The organism is Bradyrhizobium sp. 197, from assembly GCF_023073375.1.
GTDB lineage: Bacteria > Pseudomonadota > Alphaproteobacteria > Rhizobiales > Xanthobacteraceae > Bradyrhizobium.
The window spans coordinates 54,334-76,484 of record NZ_JADPJJ010000177.1 but is presented as its reverse complement, the minus strand read 5'-3'; the positions used below and the strand labels follow the sequence as shown (position 1 = coordinate 76,484).

The 22,151-nt window shown below is 61.7% G+C and carries 34 protein-coding genes; 12 read left to right on the top strand and 22 right to left on the bottom strand.

The window, feature by feature from the left end; genetic code table 11:
- Window positions 1-19 precede the first annotated feature (19 nt).
- From IVB27_RS39050 to IVB27_RS39040, 3 genes are all read right to left on the bottom strand, one after another.
- Window positions 20-166, bottom strand: coding sequence for a hypothetical protein (locus tag IVB27_RS39050; protein ID WP_015688514.1), 147 nt, complete (start codon window positions 164-166; stop codon window positions 20-22).
- Window positions 167-364: 198 nt separating this feature from the next.
- Entirely contained in the window at window positions 365-847 is a 483-nt protein-coding gene (locus IVB27_RS39045) for a MaoC family dehydratase (RefSeq protein WP_247447881.1), read from the bottom strand.
- On the bottom strand, window positions 847-1,299 hold the full coding sequence (locus IVB27_RS39040) for a MaoC family dehydratase (protein WP_247353019.1): 453 nt from the start codon (window positions 1,297-1,299) through the stop codon (window positions 847-849). Before IVB27_RS39040 ends, IVB27_RS39045 begins: the two co-directional genes overlap by 1 nt.
- A 275-nt stretch (window positions 1,300-1,574) precedes the next feature.
- On the opposite strand from IVB27_RS39040, the gene IVB27_RS39035 reads away from it, so the two are divergent.
- Complete coding sequence (locus IVB27_RS39035) at window positions 1,575-1,868, top strand: DUF4282 domain-containing protein (protein WP_247447880.1); 294 nt, start codon at window positions 1,575-1,577, stop codon at window positions 1,866-1,868.
- A gap of 412 nt (window positions 1,869-2,280) precedes the next feature.
- Entirely contained in the window at window positions 2,281-2,520 is a 240-nt protein-coding gene (locus IVB27_RS39030; RefSeq protein WP_247447879.1) for a DUF6894 family protein, read from the top strand.
- Window positions 2,521-2,735: 215 nt separating this feature from the next.
- On the opposite strand, the gene IVB27_RS39025 is transcribed toward IVB27_RS39030, so the two are convergent.
- Window positions 2,736-2,891: a hypothetical protein gene (locus tag IVB27_RS39025; RefSeq protein ID WP_247447878.1), complete on the bottom strand. Its 156-nt coding sequence runs from the start codon at window positions 2,889-2,891 to the stop codon at window positions 2,736-2,738.
- A 456-nt stretch (window positions 2,892-3,347) separates the two neighbouring features.
- On the opposite strand from IVB27_RS39025, the gene IVB27_RS39020 reads away from it, so the two are divergent.
- Together IVB27_RS39020 and IVB27_RS39015 are read left to right on the top strand one after the other, a co-directional pair.
- Window positions 3,348-3,494, top strand: a complete 147-nt coding sequence (locus tag IVB27_RS39020) for a hypothetical protein (RefSeq protein WP_247447877.1) — start codon at window positions 3,348-3,350, stop codon at window positions 3,492-3,494.
- 706 nt (window positions 3,495-4,200) lie between these two features.
- Window positions 4,201-4,419 carry a hypothetical protein gene (locus IVB27_RS39015; protein ID WP_247447876.1) on the top strand — a complete coding sequence of 73 codons (219 nt, stop codon included), beginning with the start codon at window positions 4,201-4,203 and terminating at the stop codon, window positions 4,417-4,419.
- 86 nt (window positions 4,420-4,505) lie between these two features.
- Here the strand turns inward: IVB27_RS39015 and IVB27_RS39010 are convergent, their stop codons facing one another.
- Genes IVB27_RS39010 through IVB27_RS38990 form a run of 5 tightly spaced genes read right to left on the bottom strand, consistent with a single transcriptional unit; the run spans window position 4,506 to window position 6,435 of the window.
- Complete coding sequence (locus tag IVB27_RS39010) at window positions 4,506-4,877, bottom strand: hypothetical protein (protein WP_247447875.1); 372 nt, start codon at window positions 4,875-4,877, stop codon at window positions 4,506-4,508.
- Entirely contained in the window at window positions 4,874-5,068 is a 195-nt protein-coding gene (locus IVB27_RS39005; RefSeq protein ID WP_247447874.1) for a hypothetical protein, read from the bottom strand. Before IVB27_RS39005 ends, IVB27_RS39010 begins: the two co-directional genes overlap by 4 nt.
- Before the next feature lies 1 nt (window position 5,069).
- The gene (locus tag IVB27_RS39000) at window positions 5,070-5,276 is read right to left on the bottom strand and encodes a hypothetical protein (protein WP_247447873.1); all 207 of its coding nucleotides are present in this window, start codon (window positions 5,274-5,276) and stop codon (window positions 5,070-5,072) included.
- Entirely contained in the window at window positions 5,273-6,133 is an 861-nt protein-coding gene (locus tag IVB27_RS38995) for a hypothetical protein (RefSeq protein ID WP_247447872.1), read from the bottom strand. Before IVB27_RS38995 ends, IVB27_RS39000 begins: the two co-directional genes overlap by 4 nt.
- 2 nt (window positions 6,134-6,135) lie before the next feature.
- The gene (locus tag IVB27_RS38990; RefSeq protein WP_247447871.1) at window positions 6,136-6,435 is read right to left on the bottom strand and encodes a hypothetical protein; all 300 of its coding nucleotides are present in this window, start codon (window positions 6,433-6,435) and stop codon (window positions 6,136-6,138) included.
- Window positions 6,436-6,508: 73 nt separating this feature from the next.
- Here IVB27_RS38990 and IVB27_RS38985 point away from each other — a divergent pair, with 73 nt between their 5' ends.
- The gene (locus IVB27_RS38985) at window positions 6,509-6,781 is read left to right on the top strand and encodes a hypothetical protein (RefSeq protein WP_247447870.1); all 273 of its coding nucleotides are present in this window, start codon (window positions 6,509-6,511) and stop codon (window positions 6,779-6,781) included.
- Here IVB27_RS38985 and IVB27_RS38980 read toward each other — a convergent pair.
- From IVB27_RS38980 to IVB27_RS38970, 3 genes are read right to left on the bottom strand one after another with little or no spacing between them, the layout of a single operon-like run.
- A complete protein-coding gene (locus IVB27_RS38980; protein ID WP_247447869.1) occupies window positions 6,760-7,149 on the bottom strand; it encodes a hypothetical protein in 390 nt (129 codons plus the stop codon). The two genes, IVB27_RS38985 and IVB27_RS38980, sit on opposite strands and share 22 nt — an antisense overlap.
- 9 nt (window positions 7,150-7,158) lie before the next feature.
- The gene (locus tag IVB27_RS38975) at window positions 7,159-7,401 is read right to left on the bottom strand and encodes a hypothetical protein (protein WP_247447868.1); all 243 of its coding nucleotides are present in this window, start codon (window positions 7,399-7,401) and stop codon (window positions 7,159-7,161) included.
- Window positions 7,402-7,444: 43 nt separating this feature from the next.
- A complete protein-coding gene (locus IVB27_RS38970; protein ID WP_247447867.1) occupies window positions 7,445-7,636 on the bottom strand; it encodes a hypothetical protein in 192 nt (63 codons plus the stop codon).
- A gap of 98 nt (window positions 7,637-7,734) precedes the next feature.
- On the opposite strand from IVB27_RS38970, the gene IVB27_RS38965 reads away from it, so the two are divergent.
- From IVB27_RS38965 to IVB27_RS38955, 3 genes are all read left to right on the top strand, one after another.
- Complete coding sequence (locus IVB27_RS38965; RefSeq protein ID WP_247447866.1) at window positions 7,735-8,067, top strand: hypothetical protein; 333 nt, start codon at window positions 7,735-7,737, stop codon at window positions 8,065-8,067.
- A gap of 217 nt (window positions 8,068-8,284) precedes the next feature.
- On the top strand, window positions 8,285-9,745 hold the full coding sequence (locus tag IVB27_RS38960) for a DUF1254 domain-containing protein (RefSeq protein WP_247447865.1): 1,461 nt from the start codon (window positions 8,285-8,287) through the stop codon (window positions 9,743-9,745).
- Window positions 9,746-9,831: 86 nt separating this feature from the next.
- Window positions 9,832-10,257 carry a DUF2721 domain-containing protein gene (locus IVB27_RS38955; protein WP_247447864.1) on the top strand — a complete coding sequence of 142 codons (426 nt, stop codon included), beginning with the start codon at window positions 9,832-9,834 and terminating at the stop codon, window positions 10,255-10,257.
- 260 nt (window positions 10,258-10,517) lie between these two features.
- Here the strand turns inward: IVB27_RS38955 and IVB27_RS38950 are convergent, their stop codons facing one another.
- From IVB27_RS38950 to IVB27_RS38925, 6 genes are all read right to left on the bottom strand, one after another.
- Window positions 10,518-11,396, bottom strand: a complete 879-nt coding sequence (locus tag IVB27_RS38950; RefSeq protein WP_247447863.1) for a hypothetical protein — start codon at window positions 11,394-11,396, stop codon at window positions 10,518-10,520.
- 285 nt (window positions 11,397-11,681) lie between these two features.
- Window positions 11,682-12,233 carry a recombinase family protein gene (locus IVB27_RS38945; protein WP_247447862.1) on the bottom strand — a complete coding sequence of 184 codons (552 nt, stop codon included), beginning with the start codon at window positions 12,231-12,233 and terminating at the stop codon, window positions 11,682-11,684.
- Window positions 12,234-12,307: 74 nt separating this feature from the next.
- Window positions 12,308-12,706, bottom strand: a complete 399-nt coding sequence (locus IVB27_RS38940; protein ID WP_247447861.1) for a hypothetical protein — start codon at window positions 12,704-12,706, stop codon at window positions 12,308-12,310.
- Complete coding sequence (locus IVB27_RS38935; protein ID WP_247447860.1) at window positions 12,690-13,040, bottom strand: hypothetical protein; 351 nt, start codon at window positions 13,038-13,040, stop codon at window positions 12,690-12,692. Before IVB27_RS38935 ends, IVB27_RS38940 begins: the two co-directional genes overlap by 17 nt.
- Window positions 13,041-13,474: 434 nt before the next feature.
- Window positions 13,475-14,173: a hypothetical protein gene (locus IVB27_RS38930; RefSeq protein WP_247447859.1), complete on the bottom strand. Its 699-nt coding sequence runs from the start codon at window positions 14,171-14,173 to the stop codon at window positions 13,475-13,477.
- Between the two features lie 64 nt (window positions 14,174-14,237).
- Window positions 14,238-14,498, bottom strand: a complete 261-nt coding sequence (locus tag IVB27_RS38925) for a transcriptional regulator (RefSeq protein WP_247447899.1) — start codon at window positions 14,496-14,498, stop codon at window positions 14,238-14,240.
- Between the two features lie 647 nt (window positions 14,499-15,145).
- On the opposite strand from IVB27_RS38925, the gene IVB27_RS38920 reads away from it, so the two are divergent.
- Together IVB27_RS38920 and IVB27_RS38915 are read left to right on the top strand one after the other, a co-directional pair.
- Window positions 15,146-16,855: a recombinase family protein gene (locus IVB27_RS38920; protein ID WP_247447858.1), complete on the top strand. Its 1,710-nt coding sequence runs from the start codon at window positions 15,146-15,148 to the stop codon at window positions 16,853-16,855.
- Complete coding sequence (locus tag IVB27_RS38915) at window positions 16,816-17,073, top strand: DUF4282 domain-containing protein (RefSeq protein ID WP_247447898.1); 258 nt, start codon at window positions 16,816-16,818, stop codon at window positions 17,071-17,073. Before IVB27_RS38920 ends, IVB27_RS38915 begins: the two co-directional genes overlap by 40 nt.
- 149 nt (window positions 17,074-17,222) lie before the next feature.
- On the opposite strand, the gene ychF is transcribed toward IVB27_RS38915, so the two are convergent.
- From ychF to IVB27_RS38895, 4 genes are all read right to left on the bottom strand, one after another.
- A complete protein-coding gene (ychF, locus tag IVB27_RS38910; RefSeq protein ID WP_247353018.1) occupies window positions 17,223-18,320 on the bottom strand; it encodes a redox-regulated ATPase YchF in 1,098 nt (365 codons plus the stop codon).
- A 5-nt stretch (window positions 18,321-18,325) separates the two neighbouring features.
- The gene (pth, locus tag IVB27_RS38905) at window positions 18,326-18,931 is read right to left on the bottom strand and encodes an aminoacyl-tRNA hydrolase (RefSeq protein WP_247353017.1); all 606 of its coding nucleotides are present in this window, start codon (window positions 18,929-18,931) and stop codon (window positions 18,326-18,328) included.
- Window positions 18,932-18,989: 58 nt separating this feature from the next.
- A complete protein-coding gene (locus IVB27_RS38900; RefSeq protein WP_247353015.1) occupies window positions 18,990-19,709 on the bottom strand; it encodes a 50S ribosomal protein L25/general stress protein Ctc in 720 nt (239 codons plus the stop codon).
- A 222-nt stretch (window positions 19,710-19,931) separates the two neighbouring features.
- Complete coding sequence (locus IVB27_RS38895) at window positions 19,932-20,183, bottom strand: accessory factor UbiK family protein (protein WP_247353013.1); 252 nt, start codon at window positions 20,181-20,183, stop codon at window positions 19,932-19,934.
- A 168-nt stretch (window positions 20,184-20,351) separates the two neighbouring features.
- On the opposite strand from IVB27_RS38895, the gene IVB27_RS38890 reads away from it, so the two are divergent.
- Both IVB27_RS38890 and lgt read left to right on the top strand, forming a co-directional pair.
- Complete coding sequence (locus IVB27_RS38890; protein WP_247447857.1) at window positions 20,352-21,083, top strand: dienelactone hydrolase family protein; 732 nt, start codon at window positions 20,352-20,354, stop codon at window positions 21,081-21,083.
- Between the two features lie 210 nt (window positions 21,084-21,293).
- Window positions 21,294-22,136, top strand: a complete 843-nt coding sequence (gene lgt, locus IVB27_RS38885; RefSeq protein WP_247447856.1) for a prolipoprotein diacylglyceryl transferase — start codon at window positions 21,294-21,296, stop codon at window positions 22,134-22,136.
- Window positions 22,137-22,151 lie beyond the last annotated feature (15 nt).

Genomic DNA, 22,151 nt, shown 5'->3' with positions numbered 1-22,151 from the left:
CCGCGGAGTTAACGAACTCTTAACGGCTCGCGTCGACGCTCGAGGCTTCCAGGGTGTAGCCACCATCGGCGTAGCCCTTCACCACCATGCCGGCGACCAGCATCACGGCCAGCGTCGCGGTAGCAAAGATGAATCCGACCAGCTTGAGTGCGCCGCGGTCTGCCATGGTCCTCGTCCCCTGTACTCTGCCCAGATCGATCAAATAGACAGCGACAGGTTCATAATTGGTTAGCAACTCGATGGTTCCGCCAACTGCTTCGCGGGAGAACCATGTTGCGCAGGCTTATGGCAGCCACCTGGAATCGCGTCCATAGCGCGGGAGCAACACTCGCACGCTGTTTTCGCCGTTCATCCTGGAACGAATCTAACCGCCCTGCACGCGCATCGGCACGAAGGCGCTGGCGGTGATGGCGTAGACTTCCTCGCCGCGCTGGTTGGTGCCGGTGGTGCGGGCGGTCAAGATGCCCCAGCCGGGACGCGAGGCCGAGCTGCGCTTGTCGATGACGACGTTGGCGTAAGCGACGGTGTCACCGGCGAGCACCGGCCGGATCCAGCGCAGATCGCGAAAGCCCGGCGACGGACCCCACACCGCGATCTCCTCGCCGCGCGAAGCGGCCTCACGCGCCAAACGCTGGCCGTCCGCGACAAGCAGGCTCATGCAGGCCGAGCCGACATGCCAGCCCGAGGCCGCGAGCCCGCCGAACAGCGAGTTCTTGCCCTCCTCCTCGTCGAGGTGAAAACGTTGGGGATCGAACTTCGCGGCGAACGCCTTGATGGAGTCCGCCGTGAAATTGTAGGCGCCGATCTCGCGACGATGGCCGATCTCGATGTCCTCAAAGAACCGCATCAAACCGCCCCTTCGCGCCGCTTGATCAGTATCGGCGAGGTCATCTCACACAGCGCCTGCCCCGCCGCGTTACGCACGGTGCATTTGAATTTGACGATGCCGAGCTCGGGGCGGCTCTTCGAGGTACGCGCTTCCAGTACATCGACGTCGAGCATGAGGTCGTCGCCGGGTCTCAGCGGCGACAGCCAACGCACCTCGTCCACGCCGGGCGAACCCAGCGAGGCGGCGCGGGTGATAAAGCCGTCGGCCATCATTCGCATCATCAGCGAACAGAGGTGCCAGCCCGAGCCGGACAAGCCGCGCAGCATGCTCTTGCTCGCCGCGTCCTCATCGAGGTGCATCGGCTGCGGATCGAACTCGGCGGCGAAAGCCAGGATCTCGTCGCGGGTGACATGGCGCGGGCCGAATGTTCCGAACCGGCCGGGCGGAAAATCTTCGAAGGTCAGGGTCATCTTGGGAAAGCTTTGAGGGAATGACAGATTGTGGCCGCACTTTGCGGCAATCTCAACCCGCTGGCCCGCATGGCTCGTGCTACATTCGACGAGTCGGGCCGGACCCGCCTTTTGGTCAATTGACGCGGCGGGGGCGCGATTCGCCCGGGGGAAAGAGATGTTTTCATTCAGCGACCTGTTTCAGTGGGACCGCTTTATCAATCCCGCCTGGACCGAACTTGGAGAACGACCTTGTTCTGTTGGGGCGTTTCAGAGCCGCAGCGTAGGGTCCGACAATGTTTGAATACCGTGGGCTTTTTCGTTGGGATCAATTCATCACGCCCTTAATCATCAAACCGTTCTTCGTCTTGGTCGTGGCGGTGGTGGTCCTCTCCGGCCTGTTCGGGATTCTCTCAGGCCTGACCATGATGGCTATCAGCCCCTTCAGCGGTTTCATCGCCGTCCTGTTAAGCCTTCTCGGAGCCGTGGTTGCGATGATGCTTGCGCGGATCGCTTGTGAGTTTGTGCTGATCACATTCCGCATCAATGAGCACCTCGGTCATATGCGGGAACAGCAGGATCGGCATTAGGCATCCCGGAGACGGGTTGTGCATCCACGTCAGCGGAACGAGAGCGGCTCGACCTGGACAACACCCGCATGCTGGACCGATTGCGCGACCAGCCTGGTCGAGCCCCCTTCGGGAAAGCTCCGTTGAAACGCCTCCCCAGACCGGCTGGTGAACGTCGCCGGCAATGCGCTGGCATCACGCCTAGTGGATAACTGATGGTAGAGCGCCTGTTTTAAAGGCAGGATGTCGGCGGTTCGAGCCCGTCACTGCCCACCACGCCGCCGTTGGCGTACACCGTTCGTGCCCAATTCTAATTCTGTTCTTATGGGACGGCGGGTACTGGCCTGTTTTTACCCCTAGTGGCCTAAGTTGAATTTGGGAGTGGCTTAATTTGGTTTAGGAACGCTTGGTACCGGCCCCGAATTCGGAGACAATGCCACTCTACTACTTCGATACTCGCGACAATGAGACCTTTGTTCCTGATGAGGTCGGGGTCGATTTTGCCTCGTTCGAGCGCGTGAAGCTCGCGGCGTCCGAGGCGATGGCTGACTTCGCCAAGGACGTACTGCCCGGCTCTGTGGTCCGCATCTTGTCAATCGAGGTGCGCGACTACTCGGGGCCGGTGCTGCGAGTGATCCTCCGCTTTGAGATTGAGCAAGTCCGTGCGCATTAAGGCCGCCTCAGTTGGCGGCCTCTTCCATGCGATTGTCCACATCCATGACAGGCAATAGCTCGGCGCCGTTCCGGGAAGCGGCTATTTTGCACTGCGCAATTTAGTATCTATTCTGACGGAACAAGCGCCTAGTCATTCCATCACCGGCCCATCACGGCATCTATCGGTGACTGAGAGCTGCTCGTGCTCCCGCCCTTACGCGGAGCCACCCCATGCTAACCAGAAAAAAACAAACCATTCCCGTGACCGTTCGACTTGCCCAGTTGGCAGACGAAGCCCGCCGCCGCGCAGAGGCAGTACCGCCCGGAGCGAAGCGCGAAGCTCTCCTCAAAGCGGCGCGGATAAGCGAGACCGCCCTCCAGCTCCAGCAATGGATTGGCTCCCCAGGATTGAGAGCGCCCACCTAATGACAAGGGCCCCCGGCAGTTGGCGGTTTCTTTCATCCGGCCAAGACATCAAAGCTAACCGGACCGGGAACGTTTGAAACCTATAGTCCGTTGACGTGGAGGACCATTGAGGGGATTGGCTTCATGGGTGTCGAACGCATGCACCCGCCGAAGTACTGGCGGGATCGCGCGGAGGAGTTTCGCGCGAAGGCAGATCATTGCGAGTATCCCGAGATGCGCTTCGCCTTGTTGCCAAGAACTATGACGACCTCGCGCGGAGCGCCGAGCAAATCCGCACTGTCCAAGACCAACGCGAGCTACAGCGTAAGCTCCGCCATAGATGAATTGAGGCCGTCTCAGTTGGCGGCCTCTCGTCCCTCTTTCGGGAACCGCGACCTGACCACCTGAGTTTAATCGCGGGGGTGGACATGGAGGTCACCCATGTGGACGCTACTGGTACTGATTGGAACCGTGCTGATGACGATTGTCATCGTCCTCGGACTCTTTAAAGCCGCTGGGCTGAACCGAGTGGAAGACCTGATCCCCGCGCCCTCGAAGACGGATAATGAGCCCGTGCACGAGGAGTAGACCGTTTTCGTTTTGTGCCGACCTTTGAGCTAGATCAAGGTATTTAGTCCGCCCCGAACACTTTGCGAACGCGAATGTATTCACCTGCGGAACACAAGAAGTAAGGCCGTCTCAGTTGGCGGCCTCTCTCATGCGATCTCCACACCCGAAGTAGCTCGGCGCCGTTCCGACCTCCTACCTATCGACAATTTGCGAGCCGGGCATGGGCGCGCTTTCATGGCGGGATGGTCTCTGTCCGCATCCGTAAACATGAAGTTGTGCCCCAAACCGGCAGCTATGAAGTCTGCTTCGACGATGGCCGGCCGAGCGTCTACTTCTATTGGGACGATATAGCCTGACGGCGGCTCGGGCCTGACCGGCTGACCGGGGCCGAAGCGCTTGAGCAGGCCCGCGCGCTCGCGAGAACCGAGCGAGACGCGGCGGCCGCGCGCCGACGGCGCGAGAATGGAACGACCTAAGAGGCGGCGCGGCTTCGGCTTCGGTTTTGCCTGTAAATCGTGGGGAACCATCCCGCAATCCCTTGAAACGGATGACTTTACGCGCCACCTTGCGCGACCCCTGCGGCTTTGGCCTTATGGGGCAGCGATTTGGCCCCGGCCGATTCGCGCATGGAAAAGCCGAGCACACTTCGCAGGCGGGCTCGGCTTTCCGTGATGTTCTCAAAGGGCCTGCTTTCGCATGCCCGTCACCACATGGAGAGCTTAGCGTGGCTAATCCCCTCGTTCAAGACAATCGACCCCGCAAAACCCAGTTCACTTTCGACGAAGCTATTGACGTTTGGCTGCGCCGCTGGAGCGGCCAGTATCACCACGAAATCGCCGCAGCCTATGTCATCAATTGGGGCCGCGTCAGCGACGTGCTGAAAGAGCAAACGCACGTTGGCAGCAAGCAAGAAGCTGCGCGACGGATCGGGCGCACGGCTTAAACCACTTCGGATTGTGACGAGAGAGCGGCGCGTTCGCGCGCCGTTTTTCCGCTTGTCCGCTCCTCGTCCACCAGCGGACGGATGCATCACGGAAGCCGAAACGAATACCGCTCGACTGTGACGAGCCCAGCATGATGGACCACATGCGAGACCGGCCTTGTCGAGTCCGCCGTCAGCGGCACCAAGGCCCCGCTGGACGTCCGCCAGAACTTCTCGGTGATGGTTGTCGGTAGCATGCGCTGGCCGTCCGGCTCCGCTGTGAGACGATAGCCCAAGGCCTCCAGCTCGGACGGCAATGTCGCCGCCGGCAGGCACTCCAAGCTGACATCCCGCGCTCCAGGAATCGACGTCAACCAAGCCCCCGCTTTTGTGGCCTTTTCGTTGAGCGCGTGGAACAGCTCCTTGCGGCTCCTGATCGCGAACTGCTCGCCGGGGATATGTCTGGCCGACGACGTCATGGGATGATCATCTCGGCATTGTTCACGACCGCGACGACCGCGTCCGCATAATCCCGCAATGCCTGCCTGATGCTCGCCGGGTCGCGGTGGTTCGGCCCGGCGCGCTGCCAAGTCCGGAGCCGGACCAAGACCAAGTTATGAAGATCATCAATCTCGGCGATCGATCGATCAATGGCCGTGGGGATGGGCATGTCAATGCACCGAGAGCCGCAGAGACAGCGCGACGGCATCGCCAAACTTGGCGCGAATCTCGGCGATGATGTCGGTCACGGTGCAGGGCTCCGGTTCCGGCGCCGGGCTTGTCCGGTATGGGTTGTCGCAGGGCAAGTCGGAGACGAAGAGAAGCCAGCATTGAAGGTTGGCTTCAGCGTGATCGCAGAACCGAAACTCACGGATCATTGGCGTTCCCTTTCAGGATAAAGCCCCGCCTGTCTGAGGTTGCGGAGCTTCGCCTTCTGCATCGCGTAAGAGCGTTCCTTCTCGGCATTGCTCATGTGAGGGTCGCTGAACGAGTTGCGCGCGATGGCGCGTTCCTCTGGGGTAAGCGTGATCTGGCCGCTCGCGGCGGCGGGCACGCCACTAAAACTCATGCCGTCTCGTGAGACCGGCGCCGACATAGGGATGCGAGCGCGCGGCGGCGGGCTCGCTGGCGCGGTGTAGTCGACGCCCAACGCGGCCGGTGTGGCACCGAGAGCCTGTCTGATCTCGCCGTAAGCTTGCGCCTCGGTGCCCAGTTGCTCGGCCATGCGCTCGATCGTCGGCGTCGGCTCCGGTGGTGCTTGCATCGCGGCCGCCGACCTTGCGGCTTCGGCCAGACGTTGGCGCCGGGCCTGCATCTCCTCGGTGACGGCGTCGCCGAGATAGCGGAACATGGCCGCCGAGTCGTCCTCGATGCCGGACTGAAGCGCCGCGCTGTGGGCCTCCCGGATGATCTCTGCATGATCTGAGCGCAGCAGCTCCGGCCGCTGGCGCAAGAACTCCTTCTTCGCCGCCGAGATCGGCATGGCATCGATCATGGTGTCGGGCGTCACCGGCTCCTGCCGTGGCCGGCGCGCCATCTCCTCGGCGCGGAGCTGCGCACCTAGCGCCATGCGCAACGCATCGTCAGCAGCCGGCTCGGGAGCCAGCGTCGGCGTTACATCCGCGCGCGACACAGGCTCCTGAGCCTCTACGGGCTGGGGGAGATCATCGGGCGCCGGAACACGGCCGCCGTCCCGGTAGCCTTGAGGAGCCTTGTAATGGCGCCTGGAGGCCATTGTCAGGCCTTCCGTCTGACGCCCGGCATGAACGAGCTGCCGCCGTCGGAATTAAGATCATCCTTGCCCACCATCCGCTTGTCGATCTCGGCGGTCGTGCGCGGCTTGGAGGCGGTGTCGTGCAGTGCGATGTTGTCGGTTTCAGGCAGCTTCATCTCGCCCTTGCTCGCACGCGGGGCCTTGGCACTGTTCGCGCTGGCCCTCTCTGACCAGCGAGCCAGATTTTTCGTCGTAGCCTCGCCATTCCAGTGCTCGCGACAGCTCGGGTTGGCATATTCCTTGACGCGCTCGACTCGGGACATGTCAGAACCTCCGGGTTGGAGTGATTGGCGGGATGTCGCTCTCGACGGATCGATTGAAGTCGTGTCCGGGCTCATGAGGCCGATCACCGCGCGCGCGATCTTGCTTGAACTCGACATCCTTGGAGGCGAGCAATTCGGACATCGCATCGAGCACGGCGCCGCCGTGGTACGTCGCGTCCCAATTGCGGCCGGACGGGTGAGTCAATTCCAGGCGCCAGTTAAATTCGCCGCTGCGCTTGGTCGCGACGACCGTGCGCTTTCGACCATCAGGATCGACGCCGATGATTGCAAACTGTTCTGGCCGCGAGCTGCGAAACGAGAGCGTCATCGGCGCACCAAGCCTTGATCGTTGCTGTATTGGCCGGTCTGGACCATATGGCGATACTTCGCGCGATTATGCGCGTAGGCCTGCATCTTCTGATCGTCGGTAACGCCTGGCGCGCTGTAGCTGTTGCGCGCGACGTCGGCCTCCAACTCGGTCAGACCGAACCTGTTGACCGGCGGCGCTGGCCGCGCCGGGTTCAACGCCTCCTGCGCCATCATGTCCAATTCCCGGCACGTAGCGCGCAAACCGGCCATGGCATTTGCGGACCGCGCGCATTCCTCGGTGTCGCCAACGAGCGCCGCGCGCTGGTAGTTCGCGCTCTCTTCGCTGTATGCTGCCGAAAATGCTTCGGCCGATCGTTGCTGAACCTCTCGAACGTCCACTGCCATTGTCGCCTCCTACTGGCCGCCTTGGCGCGGCGAATTGCTCGGATCGAATTGCTCACGCGGCAACGCCGGCGCGGGCGGGCCATTGGGCCGGGCGGCCGGCGTGATGCCCACCGCTTTGAAGTAGAACGCGAGCGCCTCGCGCAGTACCGCGCTAGCGGTCAATTGCCGCTCATCGGCAATTGCCTCGACAGCGTCGGCGTGTTGCTCGGTGAACCAGCCTTCTAGCTTTCGCGTGAACCTCGGCCTTGCCATGTCGTGCTGCGCCTGTCTGACCTCTGATGCCGCTCGATGACGATCAACGCGTGTCTCTGACGGCGCCGCTCTGGACGTCGTAGAGGTTCTGGGTCGCGTCGGCGAGCGCGCGGTTGGCTCGGTTCAGTCGTTCGGGACTGCCGCCTTTGCGATAATCGTGGTCGGCGCGCTCGACCTGATCGCGCGCGTCGTAGATCGCCTGGTAAGCGTCATTGAGCTGGCTCTTCATCGCCATCACGCCTCTCTGTTGCGAGTACTGTTGAACGCAGATAACGTACTACATCAACGATGTTGCTTCAATAAGTTGCACATGCGTCAGCGGAGCTTAACAAAATGCAGCCGCGCTACATCACGCAAAGCTCGTCAGGAAGTTCGCCGTGGCAGCTCGTCGGCTGGTACGCGAGCCCGATCAACATCGGCTTGGCCGTGCGCGTCGCCTCGCTGTCGTCGACATGGCAGATCGACGTGACCATGGACGATCCGACCGGCGTCTTCCCGTCATCGGCGGGGCCGACCATCTTTCAGTCGAGCCAGCTCGGGGGGCCAGCTGGCTCCTCGGTCAACGCGATCGGCGCGATCGCGCAGCCCATCGCGGCGTGGAGGGTGACGAACAACAGTACGGGTGGGTCGGTGACCGTAAGCGCATTGCAGGCGGGAGTGGGATGACTGCTTCCTGGGGCAGACCGGACTCCGGAACACGGGAAGCTGGGTTCTGCTGTTGACCCTGAGCCGACATTTCGCTCATGGCACGACAGTCATACTGTCGTATTTTTCGGCGACGTTTTCTGCTTCCTCGCACCGCCCGGGTGCTACGATAGGTTGAATGAGGTGGCGTGCTAATCCGAAGCAACGCACAATCATTCAACAAAAGCAGGAGGACAAGATGAACTGGAATGCGTTTGCGCTCTCGTTGGGTCTCCTTTTAGGCCCCATACTTGCGTCAGGGGCAACAGCTCAGGGCGCACAACCGGCGATCACCGAGACAGAAGCGCACTCTATAGGCGTGGACGCCTATGTTTATCTCTACCCTCTGGTCACGATGGATATCACGCGCAAGCACTTCACCAATACGGACAAAGGTTTTGGCCGGGGTCCGATGAATGTCTTTCATAATGTCCCAGCCTATCCTCCGGCTACAGACACGTCGGTCGTCCGCACGAACTACGACACTTTGTACTCGCTGACCTATCTCGATATGTTGAAAGAGCCCGTTGTCGTTTCGGTCCCCGATACTGCGGGTCGGTATTATCTCCTGCCGATGCTCGACATGTGGACAGACGTGTTCGCGTCCCCTGGCTGGCGCACAACAGGAACACAGGCCGGTAATTTTCTCGTGGCACCTCCCGGTTGGAGACCTGATCTCCGCGACCGCTTTATCGACGAGTTCAAGCTGCCGAAGGACACTTTGCGGATCGACGCGCCAACACCTTATGTCTGGATCATCGGACGCACGAAGACGGACGGGCCGCCGGACTATGATGCGGTTCGGAAAATTCAAGCTGGTTTCAAAATCACTCTGCTCTCCGAGTGGGGCAAGACTCCGAAACCGGTCGAATTTAAAGTCGATCCCTCCGTGGATATGACGACCGCGCCACGCGAGCAGGTGGACACGATGCCTGTCGGACGGTTTTTCGCCTATGCGGCTGAGCTAATGGGCCGGCAACCACCCCACATCACGGACGAGCCCATTCTTGCTCAGATGAAGAAGCTGGGCATCGAGCCCGGCAAACCCTTCGACATCGCAACGGTAAATCCAACCATCGCTCGGGCGCTCGATACGGTCCCGGAGGACGGTCAGAAGCTTATGGATTGGAAGTTGCAGACCGTGGCGCGCGTCGTAAACGGTTGGTCGATGAATACCGATACGGTAGGCGTATACGGCAACTACTATCTCAAGCGGGCGATTGTCACCCGTCTCGGGCTCGGAGCGAACTTGCCGGAAGATGCAATCTATCCATTGAACCTTGCCGACGATGCTGGCAGGCCGCTCGAAGGGTCGAATAAGTACACGATCCACTTCGATAAGGGTGGGACACCTCCCGTGAACGCATTCTGGTCCCTCACCATGTACGATCCACAGGGCAATGCTTATCCCAATAGCCTCGACCGGCAAGCGGTCAGCTCATGGATGCCGGTCAAATACAATGCCGACGGATCGCTCGACCTATATTTCCAGAACGAGAGCCCGGGGAAGGACAAGGTGGCCAACTGGCTACCCTCACCGAAGGGAGGGTTTAATCTCACCATGCGGTTGTACAGCCCGAAGTCCGACGCGCTTACTGGCAGATGGAACCCGCCTCCTATCGTGAAGTCGCCAGATACCAGTGCTTTGAGTGCGCAGTAAAAGCTGTTCCGCAAGAATCAGCGCTCTCGGCGCAGGACCACCGAGGGCGCACCTTTTTTCATCCGTTTTCCACAACCAGATTTCGCATGCTTGAGACGCCATCAGTCACACAGCTTTCCCAAGTCATCAGTCACGCGATCGCGCCGGCATTCATTCTGGGGGCAGTCGCGAGCTTCATATCTGTTCTCGTGACGCGCCTAAATCGCATCATCGACAGGTGCCGCATTGTTGCGCCCCACGAAGGCGCAGGGCTGACTAAGGATTACCCCGACGCGCTTCAACTCAATCGCCGTGCGGCGCTCATCAACCACGCGCTCTTTTGGGCCGTCGGAAGTGCACTTATCACCATCCTTCTCATGATCCTCGCATTTGTAGATGCCTTTTTTGAGCTGCCTCATGAAAGAGGTGTTGCTCTGTTGTTTACCCTAGCGCTCGTATTGTTTGGCGTCTCTCTCATCAGTTTTGCTCGTGAAATTCGAATAGCCATCAAGGACCCGAACAATTACGACTGATCCTACGTCGAAACCGGCGACGAGAAGAATGTCCGTTGTTGGCCCTTCTCGGACCTCCCGCCATGTCCGTTCGGCGCCGCAATCGATCGCCAAGCGGACATGCCGCGCCAAGTCGGGGAGTCGTTTACTCGACTTAACGGTCCATGCCCGCCAAGCCCGTCACATGGCCCGTGGTGAGTCCGCCGATTGAGCGCACCGAGGGAGCGCGGGAGCACGCCAGCGCATGGGCGGGGCTGCGGCGCGATCTGGCGGGCATCGGCTTAAGGTCGCTTCCATTGCTCAAGAATGTTCTTGAGAGACTCGTGTTCCGCTTTGTTGACGACCTCGCACCGCCGCCATGCCACGGGCTCGATCAATCTGATGATTGCCCCTTCGACGCAATCCCGGAGATCGTTGGGGTCCATGGCGTCCAGCTCCCAACAGTGGTGCCCATAATTGCCGACAAACCACTTGAAGCGCGGGTCTTTCTTCTTATCGGCTGCCGGAAACGACGGCAGCCCCACCACTTGTCCGACCGTCAGGGCAATCCGCGTAAGCTTGATATGATCGCCGTCGTATTTCGCTAGACGTGTGGGGAGGTCCTGCTCGGACATGTACATCCCGCTCGGGTCGAAATCCCCAACGTAGAGCACGATCAGATCACGCCCATCATCATCCTCGGCGCTGTCATGGACCGACGTGGCGCTGCTGAACCCGTGCACCGGATTGAACCCGACAGCATATTGGTCAAGGACGGGAGCGAGGACGCCCCGCACGGTGCCCTTCTCGGACCAGACCTGAACCCGATGGGGCTGCTGATTCCAGAAGTCCCGGCGATAAGATTGAGCTACACAGCGAGCGTACTCGGCGGGATCGGACCAGGTTGCCACACGCTCAATGCCGCGTGTCTCGTCAACAATCCACTCCCACGGAATGATGCCACGCTCGCGCGCCTCCCTTAACAGACGATAGACGCGCTGCATTTCCTTTTTCGCCATCGACGGGATCAGACCGGCGGTGAAGAGCTTGTATCCGATGCCGCGACCTGTGATCGGCTCAGCGGCCTCGGCTGCGGCATACATCGCATCGATCAGATTGAGGGACTGCTGCGCCATGCCACGACCTTTTCTGGAACGGGTTTCAGAATAGTCGTCGCTCAAGGAGGTGTCGGGGGCTTGGAATGCCGGCGGGCCGGCGATGGGCCGATGATGATCCGGGCGGAGATCGAGTCAACCGGGCGCAGGTCACGGAGATGTCTAGAAGGGTTTAAAGTTGTAAAGAGGAACCGGGTCCCGATGCAGATGGGACCCAAAATCTGGAAAATATAAAAATGGGTCCCCTTTGAGGTTGGGAGGGGAACTGATTTTCAGCAGAGGCCGGCCGATGGACGGCCCCGGGGGGGGGACGGCTCCCCTGCCCCGGTGGCCGATCTCGCCGCCGCGCCGTCAGGATAACGCCCTCCACATCGTGGCCTCGCTGACGCCATAGACGACAGCGAGCTGCGCTTGCGTCTCGCCCTTGGCATAGCGCTCGGCGGCCACGCGGACTTCCTCCGGCGTCATGGCGCGCTTGCGGCCGAACTTGGTGCCCTTGGCTCTGGCCTCCTCAAGGCCTTCCTCGGTGCGGGCGCGGATCAGACCGCGCTCAAACTCGGCGATGCCGCCCATGATGGTGATCATCAGCCTGCCGATCTCGGTCGTGGTGTCGCACCATGGCTCACCCAGCGAGGTGAGGCCGCAGCTCTGCTCGTTAAGCTCGTGCAGGATGTTCGCCAGATCGCGCGTCGAGCGCGCGAGCCGGTCAAGTTTCGCGACGACAACAGTGTCACCCGGCAGCAGCGCCTTCATCAGCTTCTTGAACTGCGGCCGGCCGTCAGTGGACTTGCCCGAGGCCTTCTCGCTGTAGATACGCTCGCAGCCGGCGGCCTTGAGCGCGGCAACCTGGGCCGTGTAGTCCTGCCCCTTCGATGAGACCCGCGCGTAACCAACCTTCGCCATCGTCCAATCCAATTATGAAAGCTCTAATAATGAAAGTTATAAAGCCCTTGTTTTCTAGGGTCAATGACGATCTTTCAATTCTGTTGCTTTTTGAAAGCTGATCGCGCGGCTTGGCGGGCCTTGACCTTATCGAGGATCGTCATCGCCGGCCGCGACGGCGCATGCCGCCGCAGCCGCTTCATCATCACGCTGACCTTGCGATAGCCGAGCTTGCCCAACAGATCGCCCCAGCCCTCCAGCTCCTGTTGCGAGACAGCCGGCTCGAAAGCGCGGAGCATGATCTCGATGCGCTCGACCTCATCGACGCCTTCGTTCCGGGCGGCGGCGATCACGACCGCAAAGATTTCAGGGATGGTCGCGGAGGAGAGCGCGGCGGTGAGCGGGCTTTCGGGATCGTAGTCGAGAGGCGGCGCGTCACGCAGCTCGGTCGCCTGCTGGCGGATGCGGCGCGCTCGATCAGACGCGCTTGCCATCGATCACCTTGAGCGGCGGCGGAGCATCGGCCTGAAGACTTGCGACAGCGGTCCTGAAGCTGGTGAGAACGGCCTGAGGGTCAATTCCGTGCTCGACCGCGACATCCAACTGCTTCGGCAGGAGACTGGCGACGGTGGCAATGAAGCGGCTCGGGTCTTCGAGCGCGGCCCTGCGCAGCGCGGTGACGCCGTGTTCCTGCCAGATGTCGCGCAAGTCTTCGAGGAATGCCTGGCCAAGTTTGGACCGCGCCCCGACCGGTCGACCCGGACCGGCCGCTTTGTGGCCAGTTTGAAAGCGGCCCTTGCCGTCTCGCTGCTCGATGGTCTTGCTCATCGCTCAAACCTACTCCTCCGCCCACAGATCGCAAGGATTCGGATCCGGCGAAGTCAGTAATTGGGTTTAAGCCGAACCCATTTATCTGCGCCCCCGTGGGTGGGGGAAAGTTTCGCCCGCCCGGCCGTTACGTCCGTTACGCCACCTAGATCGTAAGTAGCTGCCGGCGTTCTCGCGCGCGCGGCTATAGACTCGGTGGTAGCCAAGGCTCTTGGTTCCTCATCGGGACTGCGAGCCGTGATGGGAGCGCAGCCATGCGCAGCGGACGTCACGGCGCTGATGATCTCGTTCCCATGCTCGCGGTGTGACAGCCGCCCTCTCCGCGCCCTGTCGGGCGACGGGCGGCCATCACGCCGCTGCACCTGAGCAAACGGTGGCACAGGTGTGTCGGCAGCAGTGCAAGTAAGTATGCTACCGACGAACTTGTGCCGTTGCTAAAGAAGGCTGATGGTTACGAGCGCATGCGAGATGCGTGGCACAGGTGCGTCGGCAGCATAATGTGTTTTTGCCTGCTCGGCGGCCTGCTTCTGCCGGCGATACCATGTCCGCCGGCTGATGCCTTGGACCTGCCACGGCGCGATCTTGCTCAATGACGCCGTTACATACTCGTGACGCGTCATCCGGCCGGCGTCACGGCGCCTCTTGGCGTGCTGTTCCGTGTCCTTCATCTTCTGCCTCTCCTTGCGCTGCTCGGCGGTGACATCGATGGCGCCGATGGTTGTGATACCGAGGCGCTGGCGCCGCGCGAAGGTCAGGCCAAGCTCCTGAGCGAGCCGGTCGGCCCGGTACTTCATCGGCCGACGGAAGACGGCGGCGATCATCGCCTCCCGCTCTTCACCAACAATGAATGGCGCGCATCGATTGAGCCACTCGTTCATAAGCCATGGGCGATCCACGGCCTGCCGGAAGTAGATGTGGTGCAGCATGATCAGGGCGTCGGCACGCCCGGCATCATCATCTGGCAGCAACGCGCCATATCGATCACGGTAAAACCTCTCCAGATCATTGCACCGAAGCGTTGAACCGGGAACCTGCCGGGAGCGCTTCGGCGCCGACTTGCCGCCGAGCCTCGCCTTCGTCTGCTTGCCGTTGCGGCTGCGCAAGTAGAGCGTCTTGGTCGTGGTCAGCTTCATGATGACACTACGCCCGTCTTGCTGCGGTAAGGAGCGCTCGGCGGTGTGGTCGCCGGGTGCTTCTTCATGATGTCGTGCCAGCCATCTTATTGAGCCCGGACGCGAGGCGCTCGAACTCGGCGCGACCGTTGGCGGTGATCGCGATGGTGGTCTGCGGCCGCCTTCTGACGAAGCACTTCTTCACCTCGACTACGCCTGCATCTTCAAGGGCGCGCACATGATCGCTGAGCGTGCCGGGATGCACGATGTCGAGGTCTGCCATCACGCCGACGAAGGTGTTGCTGTCGCCGCATTGGCGCAAGTTTTCCCAGATGCGCAGGCGCATCGGGGACAAGAAGACTCGGTTGAAGTCCATTTGAGCACCGCAGGCTTGGGTGAGCGGCCGACCCGCCGCAGAGGGCGTTGCGCTCGCCCGGCGCGACGCAACAGTCAATTTATCGGAGCAGCGCAACTCGTCAATTCACGCCGCTTTTCGTTGGAGCTTGAACCGTCAGTTGGCCTGACGGTTGAGCGCCCGAATGACGTTCTGGATCATGGCCTTAGAAAAACGCATGATTTCTTTTTGGCGATGCGCCGTTACATTCCGCGTTCGCACCGTGTCACGTCCCGTGACGGCGGACTTCTGTACAAAAAAATGCGGCCGCCGCGTTGCCTCCGCCGTTGTCGTGGAGGATCATCCTGCGTCGGCGATGTCAGCCGTCTATTCAAGCCCCAGAGCCTGGAGTGACCTTCCCAACTGAAGCCGGGCGCGATGGCGCACCGTGGAACTTTCCGTTAGCGTCCATCAGTGAGTCTTTGTGATGGGTACCCGATTCTCGAAGCGGCTAAAGCAAGCCGGCCGGGTTCGGGAATTGCCTCCCGACGATCCCCGCAACATCGACCATTCCAGCCACCGGGAACAGTGGCTTGGACTGGCAAGAGCGCTAGGACGATTGGAGGCAAGGGAAGAATATGCGCGCTTGAGGGGGCACCATGACGAAGCCGACACCAATTCTGCGGACCGCGCTGTACGCGCGCTACTCCAGCGATCTTCAGAAGGACACCTCGATCGAGGATCAGTTCGCGATGCTGGAGAAGGCGGCAAAACGACTGAATCTGAAACTTGATCCGCGACACTACTACGCTGACCGAGCACAGTCCGCGACGACACTGTTTGATCGGCCCGGCCTCACCCGTGATCTGCTCGGCGCGGCGTCACGGCACGAATTCGACGCGGTGTTGGTCGAAGCTACTGATCGCCTGTCCCGCAGTCAGGCTGACCTGTTTTGGCTTTCCGACCGCTTCAACTTTGGCAATGTGAAGCTGTTCACCCAGAGCGGCGAGGTCAGCGACATGCAGTTGACCTTCGACAGCCACAGCAATGCCGACTACATCAAGAAGCTCGCCATGCGCGTCCGGCGCGGCCATGACCGCGCCGTAGAGAACGGCAGGTTTGTGACGCCCCCGGCCTATGGCTACGACGCCGTGCCCGGCAAGGCCGGCGAGCGTGTGATAAATGAGAAGGAGGCGGCGACGGTGCGCCGCATCTTCGCTGAGTACGCAGTCGGCAAGACGCCGCGCCAGATCGTTGCCGGACTTGCTCACGACGGGATACCATCGCCGTCCGGCGCGCCGTTCTGGAGCCATCAGTCGATCGTTGGTGGCCTCGGCAAGAGCGCCGGCCTGATCCGCAATCGGCTCTACATAGGTGAATACGTCAAGAATCAGTTCTTCAACGTCAAGAACCCGTCCACCGGCAAGCGGGTGAAGCGCAAGGCGGACGAGGCCGATCTGATCGTCATCAGCAAGCCGGGACTAGCGCTCATTCCCCGCGAGCTGTGGGATGCAGCACACGCTATCCGCACAAAGCGCGCGCTCAAACGTCTGCCCAGCAGCGGCTACCAGCAGCGCGCCGTCATACCGCGCAAGGAACATCTGCTCTCAGGGCTGACCCGCTGTGCCGCGTGTGGCGGACAGATGACCGTTGTGGCGACACCCCAATCGGGAAAACGCGTCGGCTGCTCGTCTGCGATCTATCGCAAAACCTGCGACAATACCAAGAGCTACAATCTCAACAGCCTCACGCAATTAGCCGTCGAGCGCATGCACAGCCAGTTGACTGATCCCGAGTTCATCAAGGAGCAGGCAAAGGCGAAGGCCGCCGAATTCGCTCGCCTGTCCAAGCAAGACAGCGAGGATCGGCAACATACCCAAAAGCAGCTCGATCGTCTCAACGTGCAAATCAAACGGCTGGCCGACGCCGTGGCCGAAAGCGACGTGCCGGTCAAAGAGCTGATGGAGATGATCAAAACCAAGGAGATCGAGCGGGCCGCATTGCAGGAACGTAGCCGTCTGCTCGGTGTACAATCCAACATCACGGCCATTCACCCGACCGCCTTGACTGCCTTCGGACGCAACATCGAAACCCTGCACGCCAAGCTAAAGCGGAACCCGGATGACCCGGAATGCCGGTTGGCCTTTGCCAACATCATGGACTCTGTCTTGGTCCATCCGACCGCGAAGGGCGCACCCTATGAGATCAGTCTCTATGCGCGCTTATCTGCGATCATGGGCGGTGTAGACCTGTTCCCCTCGAAGCGATCGGCGCAAGAGGTCGTTGCGGCAGAGGGACTTCCTCGTGACGGTTTAGGCGGGACCGCTTTATCACGCCGACGATCATCAAGACCTTTTACTGGCTGGTGATCGCGCTGATCTGCCTGTTCGGCCTCTCCGGCATCTTCTCCGGCCTCGCGATGATGGCGATCAGCCCGTTCGGCGGTTTCCTGATGCTGCTGTCGTCGATCGCGAGCGTGGTCGTCGGCATCGTGTTCTCGCGCATCGTCGCGGAGCTGATCCTGATCATCTTCCGCATCAACGAGCATCTCGGCGCGATCCGGGACCAGGGCGGCGGATTGCGGTAGGGCTTCCGTGTCCCGGACGCGGCGCGGCATGAAATGACGCGACGCAGAGCCGGGACCCATGCATCTCCAATCAAGACTCCTGGGCCCCGGCTCTGCAGCGTTCCGCTGAAGAAGCGCTGCGCTGCGTCCGGGGCACGAACTCCAGAATCTTACGTATTAAACCTGAAATGCATCACGTCGCCGTCGGCGACGACGTATTCCTTGCCTTCGAGGCGCAGCTTGCCGGCATCGCGGGCACCGGCTTCACCGTTGAGCGCGACATAGTCCTCATACGCAATGGTCTCGGCGCGGATAAAACCCTTCTCGAAGTCGGTGTGGATCACACCGGCCGCACCCGGCGCCTTGGTGCCGCGATAGATGGTCCAGGCGCGCGCTTCCTTCGGGCCCACCGTGAAATAGGTGATGAGGTCGAGCAGCGTATAGCCGGCGCGGATCAGGCGATCGAGGCCGGCCTCTTCGAGACCCAGCGTCTCCAGGAAGTCGGCGCGTTCGTCACGTGAAATGGTGGCGACCTCGGATTCGATTTTTGCCGAGATGACGACGGCAATGGCGCCTTCCTTGGCAGCCTGCTCCTGCACCGCCTTCGAGAACGAATTGCCGGTCGCGGCCGAGCCTTCCTCGACGTTGCAAACGTAGAGCACAGGCTTGGACGACAGCAGGCCGAGCATCCCGAAAGCGCGCTCCTCCTCCGCCTTGCGCTCGACGAGGCGCGCGGGCTTGCCCTCGCGCAGCAGCACCAGCGTGCGATTGACGAGGTCGAGCTGCTCCTTGGCGTCCTTGTCGTTGCCCTTGGCCTTCTTGGAGAGGTTGTCGACGCGCTTCTCGAGGCTGTCGAGATCGGCGAGCATCAGCTCGGTCTCGATGGTCTCGATGTCGGCGAGCGGGGCGATCTTGCCTTCGACATGGGTGATGTCGGAATCTTCAAAGCAGCGCACGACATGCGCGACGGCGTCGACCTCGCGGATGGTGGCCAGAAATTGATTGCCGAGGCCTTCACCCTTGGACGCACCGCGCACAAGGCCGGCGATGTCGACGAAGGTCAACCGGGTCGGGATGATCTGCGCCGATTTGGCTATCGCCGACAGCTTGTCGAGCCGCGGATCCGGCACCGCGACCTCGCCGACATTCGGCTCGATCGTGCAGAACGGATAGTTCGCCGCCTGCGCCGCGGCCGTCTCGGTCAGCGCATTGAACAAGGTCGATTTGCCGACATTAGGCAATCCGACGATCCCGCATTTAAATCCCACGAGCGTTATTCCTTGCCGTTGTCGTCCTTGGTCAAAAATCCCTTCGCCTGCATGGCGAGATGCACCCTGTTGGCGAAGGTCGCGTCCGTGCCTTTGGCAACCAGTGCCGCGTGCTCGGCCACCGCGTCGCAGAGCGTCGCCACCCAGTCGTTGTCGGCCTTGGCGAAGTCCGACAGCACGTGGCCGTGCACCAGTTCCTTGACGCCGGGATGACCGATGCCGAGCCGCACCCGGCGGTACTCGTTGCCGATATGCGCCGAGATCGAGCGCAGGCCGTTGTGGCCGGCGATGCCGCCGCCGACCTTCACCCGCACCTTGCCCGGCGGCAGTTCGAGCTCGTCATGGAATACGGTGACGTCGCCCGGTGCGATCTTGAAGAAGCTTGCCGCTTCCTGAACGCTGCGGCCGGAATCGTTCATGTAAGTCGCCGGCTTGAGCAGGATCACGCGCTCAGTACCGAGCGTGCCTTCCGAGGTCTCGCCTTGAAACCTGCGGCGCCATGGCGCGAAACCGTGACGCCGCGCGATCTCGTCGACGGCCATGAAGCCGACATTGTGCCGGTTACGTGCGAATTTCGGGCCGGGATTGCCGAGCCCAACAAAGAGTCGCATGACGCGGCGCGCCCCTCGCTCGGCGCGCGATCAGAGACCGCGCGCCGGCTTTGAGAGATTACTTCTTCTTGTCGCCGCCGGCGGGAGCCTTGGCAGCGGGAGCTTTGGCAGCCGCTGCCGGAGCAGCACCCGCAGCAGGAGCGGCAGCACCGGCCGCCGGAGCAGCAGCACCCGCAGCCGGAGCAGCAGCCGCAGCCTTCTGCTCTTCGGCGTAGCCGGACGGCGGCACGATGGTCACAAGGGTCGCGTCCTCCGAGGTCAGCGCCTTCACACCGGCCGGCAGCTTGATATCGGAGAGATGCAGCGAGTGGCCGATTTCGAGCGAACCGACATCAACCTCGATGAACTGCGGGATGTTCTCCACACCGCACTCGAGCTCGATCGCATGCGCAACGATGTTCACGGCGCCGCCGCGCTTCACGCCGGGCGAACCTTCAGCCTTCACCACGTGCAAGGGAACGCTGATGCGGATGGTGGCGCCTTCGCCGAGCCGCATGAAGTCGACGTGGATCGGGAAGTCCTTGACCGGATCGAGGTGGTAGTCGCGCGGAATCACGCGGTGCTTGTTGCCTTCGAGGTCGATGTCGACCAGCGTGGTCAGGAACCGGCCGGCAAGGATGCGCGTGCGCAGTTCGCGATCTTCGATCGAGATCGTCAGCGGGGGCTGGTTGTTGCCATAGATCACTCCGGGCACTCTCCCGGCGCGACGCTCAGCCCGGGCGGCCCCCTTGCCGCTCTTCGGACGTGCGGTCGCCTTCAATTCCTTGACGGTCGCCATAACGTTAAGTCCTTGTTTTTGCAAAAGTTAATGGGCCGCAAGGCGGCCCATGGCATACGCCGCAGCAAGCCTCCAGGGGTGCGGGGGCCGCGGACGTGGCGGGCTTTTACCCGGAAGATGCGGAAATGACAAGGAGAATGGGCCGCCGGTGAGGACCGGATAGCCCGGATGGAGCGGCGAAACCCGGGAACTTCATGCCGCGGTTCGTTCCGGGTTGGCGCCTTAGCCGCCGAGCTTGGCTTCCAGCGCCACGATGCGAGCCTTCAGGGCCTCGTTCTCTTCGCGGGCGAGCCGGGCCATGTCCTTGACCGCCTCGAACTCCTCGCGCTTGACCAGGTCCATGTCGCGCAGGAATTTTTCGGCCTGGGTGCGCAACACGGTGTCGACCTCGCGCTTGACACCCTGGGCGGCACCGGCGGCATCGTTCATCAGCCGGCCGATCTCGTCGAAAAACCGGTTGTTGGTCTGGGTCATGTCGGTCTCCTGGCGGCCTTCGATAAACTCTGCGCGAACGCGCCGGGAGACAATGGCAATCCGTTTGGCCCGGTTCAAGGGCCGATCGGCGGTATCCTTGTCATGCCCCGGTTTCCTTGCAATCGTATTCAACGTCCCTGCATAAGAAGAATCACAAAGGCGCTCGAGATGATCGACCAGCAGATCGCGATCCCCACCAAGGACGGTCACACCGCAACCTTCATCAGCCATCCCGAACGCGGCGGGCCGTTTCCGGTCATCCTGTTCTACATGGACGCGCCGGCGATCCGCGAAGAGCTGCGCGACATGGCGCGCCGGCTCGCGACATCGGGCTATTACGTGATGCTGCCGAACCTCTATTACCGCTCCGGCGTGATGGAGCTCGGCGCGCTGCCGGCCGATCCGAACGCGCCGGAGCGCAAGCGCATGTTCGCGCTGATGGGATCGCTCACGATCCCCATGATCATGGACGACACGCGCGCGCTGTTGACCTATGCCGAGGCCCAGGCGGCCGCTAACACCAAGCTGATCGGCACCGTCGGCTACTGCATGAGCGGCCGCTACGCCGTCAACGCCGCCACGCATTTCCCCGATCGCGTCAAGGCCGCCGCCTCGGTCTACGGCACGCAGCTCGCAACCGACCAGGACGACAGCCCGCATCTCGCGGCAGCCAAGACCAAAGCCGAGCTGTACTTCGCCTGCGCCGAGACCGACATCTACGCGCCTGCAGAGATCATCGAGAAGGTGAAGCAGGGCATGAGCGGCGCCAAAGCCGAGGTCGAGATCTATCCGGGCACCCATCACGGCTTCGCCTTCCCCAAGCGTCCGGTCTATGACCGCGACGCCGCCGAGCGGCATTGGGAGCGTCTGCTGGCGCTCTATCGCCGCAATCTCGTGTAGAACGGGATGGATCGATCTATCCGCGAGCTCGGTGCACCTCTCCCGCTTGCGGGGGAGGTCGGCGCGAAGCGCCGGGTGGGGGTTCTCTCCACACGGAGATTATCTCGAACGCGGAAACACCCTCACCCCAACCCTCTCCCGCAAGCGGGAGAGGGGGCGCAGCTCCAACGGGGCCGCTGCTTGCCCTTCACTCTGTAGAAGCAAGGCGCGATGCCCTTTCTGCTCATCGACTTTCCATCGTTCAGTCCGATCGCGGTCGAGATCGGACCGTTCGCGATCCGCTGGTACGCGCTTGGCTATATCTGCGGGATCACCTTCGGTTGGCTCTATGCACGTGCACTGATCAAGAACGACAGGCTATGGGCCGGCACCTCGCCGATCAGTCTGCCGCAGATCGACGATTTCATCTTGTGGGTGACGCTCGGCATCATTCTCGGTGGCCGCACCGGTTATGTCCTGTTTTACAACCTGCCCTTCTTCGTCGAACATCCGGCTGCCATCTTCAAATTGTGGGAAGGCGGCATGGCCTTCCATGGCGGCTTCCTCGGATGCGTCGTGGCGGTGATGTGGTTCGCCTGGAAGAACGGCATCTCGATCCTGTCGCTCGGCGACATCACCTGCGGCGTTGCGCCGGTCGGGATTTTCCTGGTGCGGTTGACGAACTTCATCAATGGCGAGCTGTGGGGCCGCCCCGCCGACCCGAGCCTGCCCTGGGCCATGATCTTTCCGACCGGGGGTGACGTGCCGCGCCATCCGAGCCAACTTTACGAAGCGGGCATGGAGGGCCTCCTGCTCTTCATCGTCCTCGCCGTGATGATCCGCCGCGGCGCCTTGAAGCGGCCGGGGCTCATTCTCGGCAGCTTCATCCTGATCTACGGCCTGACCCGGATCATCGGCGAGCATTTCCGCGAACCGGACGTCCAGCTCGGTTATCTCTGGGGCGGATTAACCATGGGCATGCTGTTGTCGATCCCGATGCTTATTGTCGGCGGCATACTTATTGTATTGGCTATCAGGCGCGGTGCGCCCGAGCCCGCAGGGGCTATTCGTTAATTCCTTTTGAGAAGA